The organism is Ruegeria sp. (genome assembly GCF_028066395.1).
Taxonomy (GTDB): Bacteria; Pseudomonadota; Alphaproteobacteria; order Rhodobacterales; family Rhodobacteraceae; genus Ruegeria.
Genome location: NZ_JALCBM010000027.1, coordinates 1 through 13,540 on the forward strand (window position 1 = coordinate 1; position 13,540 = coordinate 13,540).

16 protein-coding genes and 1 tRNA gene are annotated in these 13,540 nt (G+C 62.1%); 6 read left to right on the forward strand and 11 right to left on the reverse strand.

Annotation, left to right across the window (positions count from 1 at the left end):
• On the forward strand, window positions 1-264 hold a 264-nt coding region (locus MPJ51_RS10430; RefSeq protein WP_298385812.1), incomplete at its 5' end, for a phosphoribosyl-ATP diphosphatase.
• A 76-nt stretch (window positions 265-340) separates the two neighbouring features.
• Window positions 341-916: a hypothetical protein gene (locus tag MPJ51_RS10435; protein WP_298385815.1), complete on the forward strand. Its 576-nt coding sequence runs from the start codon at window positions 341-343 to the stop codon at window positions 914-916.
• Between the two features lie 4 nt (window positions 917-920).
• Here the strand turns inward: MPJ51_RS10435 and MPJ51_RS10440 are convergent, their stop codons facing one another.
• The 4 genes from MPJ51_RS10440 to rlmB form a co-directional block, all read right to left on the reverse strand.
• Entirely contained in the window at window positions 921-1,391 is a 471-nt protein-coding gene (locus MPJ51_RS10440; RefSeq protein ID WP_298385818.1) for a CoA-binding protein, read from the reverse strand.
• Between the two features lie 198 nt (window positions 1,392-1,589).
• Window positions 1,590-2,042, reverse strand: coding sequence for a YHS domain-containing (seleno)protein (locus MPJ51_RS10445; RefSeq protein ID WP_298385821.1), 453 nt, complete (start codon window positions 2,040-2,042; stop codon window positions 1,590-1,592).
• Window positions 2,043-2,148: 106 nt separating this feature from the next.
• A complete protein-coding gene (locus tag MPJ51_RS21755) occupies window positions 2,149-2,307 on the reverse strand; it encodes a hypothetical protein (RefSeq protein WP_337959816.1) in 159 nt (52 codons plus the stop codon).
• A gap of 141 nt (window positions 2,308-2,448) precedes the next feature.
• The gene (gene rlmB, locus MPJ51_RS10455) at window positions 2,449-3,222 is read right to left on the reverse strand and encodes a 23S rRNA (guanosine(2251)-2'-O)-methyltransferase RlmB (RefSeq protein ID WP_298385824.1); all 774 of its coding nucleotides are present in this window, start codon (window positions 3,220-3,222) and stop codon (window positions 2,449-2,451) included.
• 116 nt (window positions 3,223-3,338) lie between these two features.
• On the opposite strand from rlmB, the gene MPJ51_RS10460 reads away from it, so the two are divergent.
• Window positions 3,339-3,422: transfer RNA gene (locus tag MPJ51_RS10460), tRNA-Tyr, on the forward strand.
• Between the two features lie 154 nt (window positions 3,423-3,576).
• On the opposite strand, the gene MPJ51_RS10465 is transcribed toward MPJ51_RS10460, so the two are convergent.
• From MPJ51_RS10465 to MPJ51_RS10485, 5 genes are all read right to left on the reverse strand, one after another.
• Entirely contained in the window at window positions 3,577-4,098 is a 522-nt protein-coding gene (locus MPJ51_RS10465; protein ID WP_298385827.1) for a DUF2478 domain-containing protein, read from the reverse strand.
• A 73-nt stretch (window positions 4,099-4,171) separates the two neighbouring features.
• On the reverse strand, window positions 4,172-4,837 hold the full coding sequence (locus MPJ51_RS10470) for an NnrU family protein (RefSeq protein ID WP_298385830.1): 666 nt from the start codon (window positions 4,835-4,837) through the stop codon (window positions 4,172-4,174).
• 99 nt (window positions 4,838-4,936) lie between these two features.
• The gene (locus MPJ51_RS10475) at window positions 4,937-7,000 is read right to left on the reverse strand and encodes an ABC transporter permease subunit (RefSeq protein WP_298385833.1); all 2,064 of its coding nucleotides are present in this window, start codon (window positions 6,998-7,000) and stop codon (window positions 4,937-4,939) included.
• The gene (locus MPJ51_RS10480) at window positions 6,997-8,046 is read right to left on the reverse strand and encodes a betaine/proline/choline family ABC transporter ATP-binding protein (RefSeq protein ID WP_298385836.1); all 1,050 of its coding nucleotides are present in this window, start codon (window positions 8,044-8,046) and stop codon (window positions 6,997-6,999) included. Before MPJ51_RS10480 ends, MPJ51_RS10475 begins: the two co-directional genes overlap by 4 nt.
• A 10-nt stretch (window positions 8,047-8,056) precedes the next feature.
• Window positions 8,057-9,007 (reverse strand): ABC transporter substrate-binding protein, encoded by a 951-nt coding sequence (locus tag MPJ51_RS10485; protein WP_298385839.1) that lies wholly within the window; start codon window positions 9,005-9,007, stop codon window positions 8,057-8,059.
• A 341-nt stretch (window positions 9,008-9,348) separates the two neighbouring features.
• Between MPJ51_RS10485 and MPJ51_RS10490 the strand changes: the two genes are divergently transcribed.
• From MPJ51_RS10490 to MPJ51_RS10500, 3 genes are all read left to right on the forward strand, one after another.
• Complete coding sequence (locus tag MPJ51_RS10490; protein WP_298385841.1) at window positions 9,349-10,011, forward strand: DNA-3-methyladenine glycosylase I; 663 nt, start codon at window positions 9,349-9,351, stop codon at window positions 10,009-10,011.
• A 42-nt stretch (window positions 10,012-10,053) separates the two neighbouring features.
• Window positions 10,054-10,740 (forward strand): hypothetical protein, encoded by a 687-nt coding sequence (locus MPJ51_RS10495; protein WP_298385844.1) that lies wholly within the window; start codon window positions 10,054-10,056, stop codon window positions 10,738-10,740.
• 99 nt (window positions 10,741-10,839) lie between these two features.
• Window positions 10,840-11,277, forward strand: a complete 438-nt coding sequence (locus MPJ51_RS10500) for a DMT family transporter (RefSeq protein ID WP_298385847.1) — start codon at window positions 10,840-10,842, stop codon at window positions 11,275-11,277.
• On the opposite strand, the gene MPJ51_RS10505 is transcribed toward MPJ51_RS10500, so the two are convergent.
• Together MPJ51_RS10505 and MPJ51_RS10510 are read right to left on the reverse strand one after the other, a co-directional pair.
• Window positions 11,261-11,947, reverse strand: coding sequence for an ABC transporter ATP-binding protein (locus tag MPJ51_RS10505; protein WP_298385850.1), 687 nt, complete (start codon window positions 11,945-11,947; stop codon window positions 11,261-11,263). The genes MPJ51_RS10500 and MPJ51_RS10505 overlap by 17 nt on opposite strands.
• A complete protein-coding gene (locus tag MPJ51_RS10510) occupies window positions 11,940-13,226 on the reverse strand; it encodes a lipoprotein-releasing ABC transporter permease subunit (RefSeq protein WP_298385853.1) in 1,287 nt (428 codons plus the stop codon). Before MPJ51_RS10510 ends, MPJ51_RS10505 begins: the two co-directional genes overlap by 8 nt.
• Between the last annotated feature and the right edge of the window lie 314 nt (window positions 13,227-13,540).

Below are 13,540 nucleotides of genomic sequence, written 5' to 3' on the forward strand. Positions count from 1 at the left end.
CCCGACTCCAGCTGGACCGCCAAGCTGCTGGCCAAAGGCCCCGAGAAATGCGCCGAGAAGTTCGGGGAAGAGGCCATCGAGGCCATCATCGAAGCGGTCAAGGGCGATCAGACCAAGCTGACGTCCGAGGCGGCGGATGTGCTCTATCACTTGCTGGTGATGCTGGCCGCGCGGGATGTGGCGCTGGATGATGTGTTGCAGGAGCTCGCCCGACGTCAAGGGATCAGCGGCATTGCCGAAAAAGCCGCACGCCCGCAGGGCTGAACGGGTTTCGCTGCCCCGGCTGCACGCCTATAGTCAGGCGGATGCGCCCCGGGCGCTGGCTTGGATGGGTGCGCGCATGATCAGACCTTGGACTTACCTGCTGGCCCTGCTTGGCTGTGTGACCCTGTCCGCCTGTGCGATCCCGCCTGCCCCGCAGGATGACGATGTCCAACGGTTGGCGAGCGAAATCCGGAACCTCGGCCCCGGTGTCGATCCCGCCGAGGCGGAACGTGCCGCAGAAATCGCCTATGCCTACACCGCGCAACTGGCGCAGGACTATCAGATCACCGACTCGCCGCTGATCCACAATGCCAAGGTCAATCAGGGCCTGCGCCCACGGGGGCTGTGCTGGCATTGGGCCGAGGATATCGAACGGCGGCTGAATCAGGAGAACTTTCAGACGCTGACCCTGCACCGGGCGATTGCCAATGCAGACAACCCGTTCCGAATCGACCACAGCACCGCCATCGTCAGCCGCAAAGGTGACAGCCTCTATGACGGTGTGGTGCTGGACCCGTGGCGGTATGGCGGAGTGCTGTACTGGGCCCCGCTGCCCGAGGACACGCGATATGACTGGGTGCCCCGCGATGTGGTGCTGGACAAACGCCGCAAGGAACAAGTCGCGCGCCTGCGACCCCTGCCCGCACCGTAACGCCTCAGAGCTTTGACGAAATCACTCCGGTCGCGAACCCGCCCATGCGCAGCTCGCCAAACAGGCGCTGATATTCGATCTTGGGGCAACGGTTCATGATCACGTCCACACCACGCGCCTGCGCGACCTCCGATGCCTCGGCATGTTCGACCCCGATCTGCATCCAGACCGTGCGCAGGTCGGGAAAGACCTCCAGCGCCTCATCCACGATGGGCGGCACCGCCTCGGACCGGCGGAAGATATCCACCATATCAACGGGTTCCGAAATCTCGGACAGCGAGGCCCGCACCGTCTGGCCGAACAACTGCTTGCCTGCGTGTCCCGGATTGACCGGAATGACCGTATACCCTTTCAGCGACAGGTATCGCGCCACGTAATAGCTGGGCCGCACGGGGTTCATCGACACACCCACAACCCCCACCGATTTGGTGCGCCGCAGGATGGTTTTCAGGTGATCATCGGAATAGTCAGGCATGGCCGCACCCTACCCGGCACCTCGCCAAGAAAAAAGCGCCCAGGTCGAACCTGAGCGCCAGTTGTTGGAACGAGGGACAGTGAAATGACCCGCGGCAGTTCCATTCCGCGGTCACTGTGACATTTAGGCATGAGTTTGTTAAAAAAAAGAGGGGCCGCGCATTTTTGTGATGACAGATCACGAAATGCGGAACTCTGCCTAGGATTGATACAGGATGTCGGGCCAGTTCTTATCCGCCTGACGAATGTATTTCCCCACATTTTGCTGCCAGATCAGTTCGATCTTCCGGGAATGGGTCAGGTACAGATGGCCATCAACGATTCGCCACGCCTGCGGATCCGAGCTGAGCAGTTTGTTCTTTGCCATCGCATAGGCGCAATAGCCGCCATATTGCGGGGCAAACGCGCGCGGATTGCTTTCGAATCGGTTCCGGTTTTCTTCGGACGCGAATCGCCAGGTCGCCCCTTTCCACATCAGAGCGATCTCTGGACGCCCCGGAACCGGGCCGCTGGTGCGGAAATAGGACACGGCGTCATAGCCGGACACAGCCGCGCCGCTGGCAGCATAGAACAAAGGCTGAGCCTGCGCCTGCGCCATCGGCGCCATAGCGGAACAGGTCAAAGCGGTCAAAAAGGTACGTCGGGACAGCATAGGCGATTCATCGGATTCAGATTGAGGTCCCAAACATGCATGTTTCGCACATCTATCGAAACCCCCGATGACGGTGATGTGAACAGCCGTGCCCTTGCCGAACGGCCTAGTCGAACACGTCCTCGATGGTATCCCAGGCCTCATCCAGAACTCGCGCGAACAGCCCTTTTTTCTTCTTTTTCGGCTTTTCGTATTTGCCGGTCTTCTTTGACTGATATTTGGCGGGTTTCATCGGCTTGCCTTCGGCCACCTTGGCCTTGGGCATCATTTTCAGGTTGTGCAGCGGCGCACCGCAGCTGGAGCAGCTAAGTTCATGCTGCTGTTTGCCTTTCAGAACCAGCGCGGCGCGGGTGCCGCAATAGCAGCATGTGGCGATCTTGGGCGGGGTGGAAATGGTGGCCTCCTGCTATCTGTGTCGTGATGCATATAGGGCGATTGCCGCCGCGTTTGAGACATTTAGTGACCCAAACCCCCCCGCCGCGTCAATCTTAACCAGTTGATCCACCGTCTCTTTGGTCTTTTGGCGCAACCCCGGCCCCTCGGCCCCAAGAACCAACGCCACGGGTCGGCCACGTTTGTCGTCCAGTGCGGCCTCGATGGTCTGATCCGCCTCACCATCCAGCCCGAGCACCAGAAAACCCATACCCTGAAGCTCGACAATCGTGTCGGCCAGATTGCGGACCCGCAGATAGGGTTGCCGCTCCAGCGCGCCGCTGGCGGTTTTGGCCAGCGCGCCGGTTTCCGGGGCGGAATGGTGCCGCGTCCCGATCACCGCACTGGCCCCCAGCACCTCGGCCGAGCGCAGAATCGCGCCCACGTTATGCGGGTCCGTCACCCGGTCCAGCAGCAGGACACGAGGGTTCTCTCGCCCGATGCAATTTTCGGCCAACCCGCCCCAATCCAGCGGCTTGACCTCAAGTGCTGCCCCCTGATGGACCGACCCCGGATCGATAGGCGCGGTGAATTTGCGCGGATCGACCATATCGGCTTCGATACCGGCAAAGGAGATGGCCTCGGCCAGCTTGTCCCGCGCGTTCCGGGTCACGATCAGGCGCAGTTTCTGGCGTTTCGGGTTCATCAGCGCATCGCGCACAGCGTGCAAACCGAACAGCCAGACGGTCTCCGCAGCGGCAGCCTTGCGCGCCTGTTCCTTCTCGACGACCCACTTGGGTTTCTTCATGTCATGGGCCTCCGGGCCGACGGGTACGTTTCCTGCGCCAAAGCGGAATTTTCCTGTTGACGCTCCTTAGGCGCGCTAGTAATCACGCCTCCACGTCAGGTGCAACGCCTGACAGTGGGCGACAGGCCGCAAGGTGTGGCAGGGGACTGTAACTCCCTCGCGGAGACGCACGCCTGGTTCGATTCCAGGGTCGCCCACCACTTTTACTTCTCTCTGCATATCACACCCTCTGGCCTGAAGCAGGTCGGGTAGGAGCAATCATGTTGCGCCCGGGCTTACCCGCTCCATCTCCTGCAACCATATGAAAAGGCGCACCGAAATGGCACGCCTTATCGAGTCAATTGAGATGATCCGTCAGGCCGCAGCTATACGCCGTCCGTCAACCTTCTCAAACCAAGCAATGATCGTGTCTAGATCCGGGTCTAACGCCTCGGCCGCGTCATCGGTGAAGTCGCGGAACTTTTCGGCGTTCAGGCCGTTCACTCCGACCAGCACGGGGATGCCCAGCGCCAGGGCCTCGCCAATCACCGGACGGAACCCGCGCCCGTCTGCCTCGTGCTTGCCGAACTTGTTGATGATCAGCAGTTGCGGTGCATCGCTCAGCGAGGCCGTCACATAGCCCACCGCCTGTTCCAGCGCTGCCGGGTCCAGCCTGCAACCACGTGACATCGTGCCCAGGGATTGCGAGATTCGGATCGTCTCACCATCCGGTAGCACCCGCAGGTCCATGTCGCATTTCGTGTTGTCGGCGCATTCCGTATTGGTCTGCACAACGCCGGACAGCCGCGCGCCTTTGGCCAGCAGGCGTTCGGCAACCGCGCTCAGCAACCGATCGGTTGCGCCGCGGTCGGTGGTGGTGACATAGGCCAGATTCATCGGGAAACCCCCAGAAAATTCGAATGTTACGTTTCAGATAGCACGCAATGTTGCCCTCGGCCACTCTGCGCCCTCATGGCAGGGGAGAGAGGCCGATCACAGCTGTGTGCAGGTGAAGCAGGGCCGCATAGGCCACGGCTGCGATCAGCCAGACCCAGAGCGGCGGCCAAGGCCGCGGCGCGCGCAGCGACAGGCGTGCCGTGTTGCAGGACATTCGGGGCCAGTCAGCGCCCATGCTCCGCGCCGTGCGGCGGTCGATCAGGACCATGCCAAGACCCGCGAATCCGGCGAAGAGGCCGAACAGGATCACATGGGACAGGCTGCCATTGACCAGAAGATGCAGAACGGCCCACAGCATCAGCGACAGCAGGATTGGGTGCCGCGTCAGGCGCAGGATGCCGGGGCGGGACGGGTCAAAAGGTTTGCGCCCCAGCCCGCCGAAGGAAAACGGGTTCCGGATCACCAGCCCGGCCACTGCCAGCCAGCAGACCACCGGCATCACCAGCAGCGGCAGCCAGCGCAGGGCGGCGTAGGGAGGGATAACCTCCACATAAGGCGCGTTGGCGGCGGTCACGACCAGCCAGCCCAGCACCAGCAAGGACAGGCCGGAATAGGCGGTGAAATAGCCGGTTCGCCCCAGCACTCCGATCAGCCGGTCCCGCACTGCCGGGCGCGCCGGGATCATGTGGCTGAGCATGAATGCCGCCAGCGCTGCGATGAAAGGGCCCCAACCGGTCATTGTCTTCTCCGAACGTTTTGCGTTTGGTCTAGACCTTTGGGGGATAGCTGGTCCTTGTCCGAAATCAAGTCAGGGGCGGGTGCGCCGCCCCTGCCCTTTTTACAGGCCCAGCGCCTTGCGGCGTTCCTCGGCAAAGCCTTGCACCATGCGGTCGGCGATCAGCGCAAGGATCGCCATCGCCGCCCCGGCCGAGATGCCAAGCCCCACATCCGCCTGCCCCAGTGCCAGATAGATCGACTGGCCCAAACCGGTCGTGCCGATCAGCGCCGCGATCACCAGCATGGCAAAGGCATAAAGGATGGTCTGGTTCAGCCCCAGCAAAATGGTCGGGGCCGCATAGGGCGCGCGCACGTCGCGCATGATCTGCCACTCGGTCGCGCCGCTGGAGATAGCGGCCTCCATCATCTCCTCGGGCGTGTTGACCAGCCCGTGACGCGTGTAGCGGATCATCGGGACGATGGCATAGGCGCAGATGGCAAGGAAGGCCGAGAACTCTCCGATCTGGAACACCATCAGCACCGGGATCAGGAACACGAACAGCGGGATCGTCTGCAGCATGTCGCAGATCGGGCGCACGATGGTCCAAACCGGCGACCAGACCGCGCTGGCCAGACCGATCAGCCCTCCCGTCACCGCGCAGAAGAACACCGCTGCACCGCTGAGGTAGAGCGACAGCAAGGCGCGCTCCCACAGGCCCGAAACAAGGATGGTGCAGAGCAACCCCACCGACAATGCGGCCAGACGCCAGCCGCCTGCGACATAGCTCAGCGCGGCGGCCCCGGTCAGGACAAAGGGCCATGGCAGGTTCGAGATGCCGGTTTCCAGTATGCCGATCAGGATCAGCACGACCAGCCCGCCGGTCAGATGCCCGCGACATGCCATCAGCAGGGCGATGACCGCACCGACTGCGAACAGGCCGAAACTCATCATGGCTGTCCACTGGAACCCCCATGTGAAGGGCAGAACCGCCTGATCCAAGCCGATCCGCAAAGGCAGCAGAACGTAGAACAGAGAGTTGTTCTTGAGCGCGTCCAGCCACGGCCCGTTGGCCTGCGTAAACGCCGTCAGTCCGTTGTCGATCGCCGTGGCCATTGGATCGAGAACGGTCAGATCGGACGGATTCGGCAGCCACGCCCAGAAGGCGGCGGTGAACAGGACCGTAAAGCCCAGCACCGCCCAGACGACGCGGCTGTCATAGCGTTTGCGCTCGGTCGCGAGGGTGCCGCTCATCCGGTCGATCACCACGGCAAAGACCACGATCACCAGACCGGCCATCAGGGATTCGCCAAACTGTGCCTTGCGCATGGTCAGCAGGACCTCCCACCCGATATCGTTGAACCCACCGATCACGGCGGCGATGATCACCATCGACAAGGCCGCCATCAGGCATTGGTTCACACCGACCATGATCTGCGTCACAGCGGCAGGGATTTCGACCTGAAACAGCTGTTGGAACCGGGTGCCGCCGGACATGATGGCGGCCTCTTTGATCTCGGGCTCGACCCGTTCCAGCCCCAGCATCACGTTGCGCGCCATTGGTGGGGCCGCGTAGATGGCCGAGGCGATCAGGCCAACCACCGGGCCAAAGCCAAACAGCAACAACAGCGGTGTCAGATAGGCAAAGGTCGGCACGGTCTGCATGACGTCCAGCACCGCCTGCACGAAAACCTTCACTCGTGGTACTTCATTCGCAAGGATACCAATGGCACCGCCCATGACCAGCGCCACGGGCACGGATACAGCGACGAGGGCCAGCGTATTCATGCTCTCGGCCCAATAGCCCGAGGCCAGCACGAAACTGAGGCCAAAGAACCCCAGCGCCGCCATCGGCAGGCCCCCCAGATACCAGCCCAATGCGGTCACCAGCCCGATCAGGATCGGCCAGGGTGTGTTCCCCAGCACATAGTTCGCGGCATCCATCGGATAGGTCATCAGGTCGGAAAACAGCCGCATCGCCGGTTTGATGCCGTTCAGGAACCAGTCCAGAAACGCCCCAACCCATTGTGTTGCGGGCAGTTCCCACGCTTTCGGCCATGTGACCAGCCACGGGGCGCTGCCCTCCAGCGCCAAACACAGCGCGCCAACGATCAACGTGATCAGCGCGGCCTGCGCGCCTGCGGTCAGACGGGCCTGCTGCGCGGGGATATCCGTCGCAGCGGTCATGTTTCATCCACCTGCAGCGCGGCGGCCAGATCCGAGGGATGAACTGTGCCGACCACGTTGCCCTCGGCATCGCGCACGGGCACCGGTTCGTACAGCTCCATACAATGCGCAAGTGCCGCATCCAGCGTCATCGAGGTGGTCAGACCCGGATCATCCGGCCCACGCTCGGCATCGTCACGCATGACCGAGGCGACCTTGGCGTGCTGGCCCTTGGCCACGTCCTTGGAAAACTCGCGCACATAATCATCCACCGGGCGTAGTACGATATCCGTCGGCGTGCCGATCTGCACGATCTTGCCGTCGCGCATGATGGCGATGCGGTCGGCCAGTTTCAGCGCCTCTTGAATGTCGTGGGTGATGAAGACGATGGATTTCTTCAGCGTCGCCTGAATACGCAGGAATTCATCCTGCAACTGGCGGCGGATCAGCGGATCGAGGGCCGAGAATGGCTCGTCCAGAAACCAGATATCGGGGTTCACGGCGAGGCTGCGGGCGATCCCCACCCGCTGACGCTGCCCGCCCGAAAGCTGGCGTGGGAAGCTGTCCTCGCGGCCTTCGAGACCGACCAGCGAGATCACCTCTTGCGCGCGGGCCAGACGTTCCTTTTTGCCCACACCCTGCACGCGCAACGGATAAGCGACGTTTTCGGCCACGGTCATATGCGGGAACAGGCCGAAATGCTGGAACACCATGCCCAGCTTTTTCCGGCGCAGCTCGGTCAGGGTCTTTTTCGACGCGCCGATGACGTTTTCGCCATCCACGCGAATCTCCCCCCCCGTCCCCGGCAGCAATTGCGAGATACAGCGGATCAGAGTGGACTTGCCCGAGCCCGACAGGCCCATGATGACGAAAAGCTCGCCCTCCTGCACGTCGAAATTGGCGTCCTGCACAGCGGGGATGAACCCGTTTTCGCGCAGGTCGGCGGCGGCCTTATCGGAATCGTTCCCTGACCGAGACAGCGCGTCGGTCAGGGCCTTGTCAGCGCCGGGGCCAAACACCTGCCAGAGGTTCCGGCAGGCGATGGCAGGCGTATTTGCGTCAGTCACTGATGCGCGCTCACTGCGTTGCGGCGTCAACGACCGGACGCCACTTGCCTTCATTCTCGGCCATCCACGCGGCGACAACTTCCTCGACCGAGCCGCCATCCACATCGATCGCGCCCATCATCGGCTGCTGGTCTTCGACTGCCAGTTGATAGTTCGACAGGATTTCATAAGCGGCAGGCCATTTCTCTTCCATGCCGCTCCAACCCGCTTTGAAGATGCGCGAGGGCGAGAAATCACAATCATTCACCGCGTTGGGGTTCGGGCCCCAAGCGGGATCGTTGAAGCACGCTTCTTCCCCCGCAGGCAGATCGACGAATTGCACGTCATAGGCGGACATCGCCCAATGCGGCTGCCAGAAGGTGATCAACAGAGGCGATTTCCGTTCGGTCGAGGCGCGCAGTTCGGCGATCAGAGCACCCTCGGACCCGGCAGGCACCGCCTTGAACGGCAGCTCCAGCCCGGTCATGCGGTCCGCGCCGGGGGTGCCCCAATCCGCCGGGTAATCGACCAGACGACCACCGGGCAGAGTTTCGGCGGTGGCAAAGACCTGCGCACAGTCTTTCAGCGCCTCCCATGCGGGCAGGCCCGGGCACAGCTCGGCCACATGGGCCGGGTATGCGATGCCTTCCTTGGCATCCAGACCCAGATCGCCGATTTCGACCACGGTGCCTTCGTCGACCTTCTTGGCGTATTCGTCGGACACGTTCGAGGACCAGATTTCCAGCGTCGCGTCGATGTCACCATCGGCCAGCGCCTGGAACTGGTTCATCATGCCTGCGGTGACGTATTCCACGTTATATCCTGCGGCTTTCAGCATCTCGCCAGCCACATGGGTCGTTACGTGCTGACCGGTCCATTCGTTGATTGCCAGCTTGATCGGCTCGTCCACCGCGCCCATATCTGCCGCGCTGGCCGCACCGGCCACGGTCATCGCCAAAAGGCTTACACCCAGTTTTTTCATAAGATTTTCTCCCTCTCTTTTTTCGTTCCCCCTTGGATCAGGCAAGGCCGGACCCGGGACGGTTTGGTTATTGGTTGCATGCTGCAGCATGCACATATTCTGGCGGAAATGAAAAGGAAACGGTCAGCATTCCGGTCCAGCAAAGCGGGCCGGTCAAACCAACAGGACTCTCCCCATCCCGCTGCAGGCGCTTGGCGCGCCTTTGGTGTTTATGATTGCAAGCTGCGGGAAATTGATTGACCAGTCAATCATAAAATCCCTAACCCGGTAAAGTGCTAGCAATCCCCCTTGTCAGCGCCGGACAATCCGTCAAACTCGGGGCATACGGGAGGGTTTCAGACATGCGCCATTTCGATGAGATTTACAGCCTTGCCGCAGATCGCCACGGCGGCCCTGATGCGCTGGCCGCCAAGTTGACCAAACCGAAATCCGTAACCGAATTGGCGGCGATGCCCGATGACCGCTGGCTGTCGATCATCACGAAGACGGTGTTTCAGGCCGGGTTCAACTGGAAAGTGATCGAAAACAAATGGGACGGGTTCGAGACCGCCTTTGACGGGTTCGACGTCGGACGCTGCGCCTTCATGGATGATGAGAAATTCGATGCCCTGCTGCAGGACACGCGCATCGTGCGCAACGGCACCAAGATCGCTGCGGTCCGCGACAACGCCACGTTTTTGCTGGAACTGCGCGACGAAGGCGGCGCGGGTCAGGTTCTGGGCAGCTGGCCGTCCACCGACTACATCGGCTTGCTGGCAATGCTGGGCAAGCGCGGCTCGCGGTTGGGCGGTGCCTCAGCGCAATATGCGATGCGGTTTGCGGGGCGCGACAGTTTCATCCTGTCGCGCGATGTGACCGCGCGGCTGATCGCCGAAGGGGTGATCGACAAGCCCGCGACCTCGAAAAAGGCGATGACGGCTGTGCAAGAGGCGTTCAATACGTGGATGGATCAATCGGGCCGCTCGCTGACCGAAATCAGCCGGGTTCTGGCGATGAGCCTGTGAAAACGGCTTGCAGCGCGGGTGTGCCGCTTTAGGCTTATCCTCATGCTTCGCCCCCTGTTGATCTCTGCCCTGTTTCTGCTCGCCACCTGCGGTCGCCCATTAACCGATCAGGAGCGCGCTTTTGCGGGCAATATCCATGGCGAGACGCTGAATCTGGACCGGGTGCGTCTGGTCGAGGGCGCGCCGGTGACCGCCATCACCTATACCCGCAAAGCCCGTCCCCGGCTGGCCTGCCGCGAACGCATCCTGCCGCCGGTGAAAGAGGAAACGGTGACCGGAAAACCCGCTGCCGTGGCCCTGTTCAATAAGGTCTATTTCACCCGCGACTGGTATCTAGACGATTACATGAGCCAGTATCCGGACCAGGTGAACCTGATCGCCGCGATGTTGCTGGCGCATGAGTTGACCCATGTCTGGCAATGGCAGAACCGCACCACCACCGGCTATCACCCCTTGCGCGCCGCCGCCGAGCACGGACGTCAGAACGATCCCTATCTGTTCGACCTCGATACCTCACCGGATTTTCTGTCCTATGGGTTCGAACAGCAGGGCGCGATTGTCGAAGAATATGTCTGCTGCCGCGCGCTGGACCCCGATGCGGCGCGAACCAAACGGCTGCACGACATGCTCAGCCCGCATTTCGATCTGGCCAAACTGCCGGGCAGCCGCCGGGAACGCGCGGTCGAATTGCCGTGGTCCGGGGCGCAGGTTCAGGGGATTTGCAGCTAGGGCTTGAACTCGGCCGCCCACGGGCCATTTACGGGCTTGTCCAGAACCCGTCTGGGCGCAATGATCCAACCCAACGGAAGCGGGCGACAGGGGCATCTCATGACACAATATGCGGCGATCATGCTGGCGGCGGGGATCGGAGTTCCCGTGCTGGCCGCTCTGAACGCGGCCCTGGGCAGGCTGATTGGATCACCCAACACCGCCGCCGTCATCCTGTTTGCGATTGCATTTGCGGCCTCGGCGCTTGCTTTGCTGGTGCTGCCCGGCGGTCAGGCCTTTGCCAAAGCGGCCGAGGCCCCGAAACATCTGTTTCTGGCGGGGGTCCTGATCGCCTTCTACGTGCTGTCCATCACCCATGTCGCGCCCCATTTCGGGGTGGGCAACGCGGTGTTCTTCGTGTTGCTGGGGCAGTTGATCAGCACCGCCGCGATTGACCATTTCGGCCTATTTGGCGCTCAGGTCACGCCGCTGTCACTGATGCGCGCAACCGGAATCATGGTGATGGCCATCGGCGTGGCGATCACTCAACTGGCCTGAGCACCCCTCCGTCCAGCCGCACCATCCGATCCATCCGGGCCGCCAGATCAAGGTTATGCGTCGCAATCAGGGCCGAAAGCCCGGCCTCACGCACCAGCGTCATCAGCGCGCCAAACACCTGATCCGAGGTTTCCGGGTCCAGATTGCCCGTCGGCTCATCCGCCAGCAAAACGCGCGGCTCATTGGCCAAGGCGCGGCAGAAGGCAACGCGTTGTTGCTCACCGCCGGACAGGGCCGCCGGGCGATGGCTGGCGCGGGCGGCCACGCCGACGCGGTCCAGCAGGATCATTGCCCGATCCTGCGCCGCCCGTTCCGAGACGCCATTGGCCAGTTGCGGCAGCACGATGTTCTCCAGCGCGGTGAATTCCGGCAGCAGGTGGTGGAACTGATAGACAAACCCGACATCGTGCCGCCGGATGCCCGTGCGCTTGCGATCGCCTTTGCCCGAGGCCGCCTGCCCCGCGATCTCGACCGTTCCCTGATCCGGCGTATCCAGCAGGCCCGCGATATGCAGCAGCGTGGACTTCCCCGCGCCGGAGGGCGCCACCAGCGCCACAGCCTCGCCCGCGCGCAGTTCCAGATCGGCGCCGCGCAGCACCTGCACCTCACCCGGTGTGCCCGGCAGATAGGTCTTGGTCAGGCCGTTCAGCCGCAGGGTCACATCATTCATAGCGCAGCGCCTCAACCGGGTTCAGCCGCGCCGCGCGGCGGGCCGGGAAATAGGTGACCAGAAAGGACAGGCCCAGAGACAGGCCCACGGCCTTGAGCACATCCGACAGGTGCAGTTCTGCGGGCAAGGCATAGATGCCGCGAATGGAGGGGTCCCAGACCCCGCCGCCCATGACATAGTTCACGAAGGAAAAGATCGGATCGATATAGAGTGCAAACAGGCAGCCCAGAACGACTCCCATCGCGGTGCCGATGATCCCGGTGAACGCGCCGCAGATGAAGAACACCCGCAGGACCGAGCCTTCGCTCAGCCCGATGGTGCGCAGGATGCCGATGTCGCGCCCCTTGTTCTTGACCAACATGATCAGGCCCGAAACGATATTCATCGCCGCGATCAGCACCAGGATCGACAGGATGATGAACATCACGTTGTCCTCAACCTCCAACGCGCGCAGGAAGCCGCCCGAGGCATCCTGCCAGGTCCAGATCTGCGGTCGTCCGCCTGCGGCCTCAAGGATCGGCACCAGAACCGGGTTCAGGTTTTCCGGCTCGGCCACCATCACCTCGATCTCATCGGCCACACCGTCGCGGTTGAAAAAGCTCTGCGCCTCGGCAAAGGGCATGTAGACGCGGGTGCGGTCGATGTCATAGCGCCCGGCGGAAAAGACATAGACCACCTCATAGGCGTTCACCCGGGGCGAGGTGCCAAAGGCGGTCTTGACCCCGTTGGGCGAGGTCACCTTGACCACATCCCCCACCGTCGCCCCGATGGCACGCGCCACGCCCGAGCCGATGGCGATGCCCTCCTCGAACCGGCTGAGATCGCCCAGCGCCTGATCGCTTTCGGCAATGCCCGGCAGGCTGAGCAGATCGTCAGGACGGATGCCAAACACCTCAACCCCGGTGCTGCGGTCGCGATTGGTCAGCAGCACCTGACCTTTGACCAAGGGAGCGGTGCGGATCACGCCTGGCACCTGCGCGATCCGGTCGGCCATACCGTCATAATCGGCGATGGTGCGGTCGATGCGGCCCTGCGCGTTAACCTCGCCCACCGAATAGACCGTGACATGGGCGTTCGCCCCCAGAATGGTGCCCACAAATTCAGACCGGAACCCGGACCGCACTGCCAGCGTCGCGATCAGCGCGAACACCGCCAACGTGATCCCGATCAGCGAGATCCATGTCATCACGCTGACGCCCCCTTCGGCCCGGCGGGCGCGCAGGTATCGCCAGGCGATTTTCCATTCAAATGGGGCGAAAGGCGGGGGCGTGCTGGCCATTCCTGCTCCGGTCGTTTGTTTTGCGGCGACCCTTTCGGCATTTGCCCGGATGGTCAAGTCGGTTATGGCGTTGGGCGGGTTGGCGCCGGATCCAAAGACCCCTCAGTTCGGCTTGCATCACGGACAAAAAGGAATCACCCGATGCGGTGCGCACTTTAAAATGGTTCGCGCCAAAACCGGCTAAACCAAAAATTGTGAAGCCCTTCACAGACAAGGGTTTATTGTTTCGGTTATGAAACTAATGTGAATGGCGCATCCGAAACTGACTTCAAAATGCAACATTTTACGCGCAATTTTATTTCGCATTTTGCTTA

Coding starts and splice junctions, on each gene's coding strand:
- MPJ51_RS10435 (WP_298385815.1), top strand. CDS start 341: ATGATCAGACCTTGGACTTACCTGCTGGCCCTGCTTGGCTGTGTGACC.
- MPJ51_RS10440 (WP_298385818.1), bottom strand. CDS start 1,391: ATGCCTGACTATTCCGATGATCACCTGAAAACCATCCTGCGGCGCACC.
- MPJ51_RS10445 (WP_298385821.1), bottom strand. CDS start 2,042: ATGCTGTCCCGACGTACCTTTTTGACCGCTTTGACCTGTTCCGCTATG.
- MPJ51_RS21755 (WP_337959816.1), bottom strand. CDS start 2,307: ATGCCCAAGGCCAAGGTGGCCGAAGGCAAGCCGATGAAACCCGCCAAA.
- rlmB (WP_298385824.1), bottom strand. CDS start 3,222: ATGAAGAAACCCAAGTGGGTCGTCGAGAAGGAACAGGCGCGCAAGGCT.
- MPJ51_RS10465 (WP_298385827.1), bottom strand. CDS start 4,098: ATGAATCTGGCCTATGTCACCACCACCGACCGCGGCGCAACCGATCGG.
- MPJ51_RS10470 (WP_298385830.1), bottom strand. CDS start 4,837: ATGACCGGTTGGGGCCCTTTCATCGCAGCGCTGGCGGCATTCATGCTC.
- MPJ51_RS10475 (WP_298385833.1), bottom strand. CDS start 7,000: ATGACCGCTGCGACGGATATCCCCGCGCAGCAGGCCCGTCTGACCGCA.
- MPJ51_RS10485 (WP_298385839.1), bottom strand. CDS start 9,007: ATGAAAAAACTGGGTGTAAGCCTTTTGGCGATGACCGTGGCCGGTGCG.
- MPJ51_RS10490 (WP_298385841.1), top strand. CDS start 9,349: ATGCGCCATTTCGATGAGATTTACAGCCTTGCCGCAGATCGCCACGGC.
- MPJ51_RS10495 (WP_298385844.1), top strand. CDS start 10,054: ATGCTTCGCCCCCTGTTGATCTCTGCCCTGTTTCTGCTCGCCACCTGC.
- MPJ51_RS10500 (WP_298385847.1), top strand. CDS start 10,840: ATGACACAATATGCGGCGATCATGCTGGCGGCGGGGATCGGAGTTCCC.
- MPJ51_RS10505 (WP_298385850.1), bottom strand. CDS start 11,947: ATGAATGATGTGACCCTGCGGCTGAACGGCCTGACCAAGACCTATCTG.
- MPJ51_RS10510 (WP_298385853.1), bottom strand. CDS start 13,226: ATGGCCAGCACGCCCCCGCCTTTCGCCCCATTTGAATGGAAAATCGCC.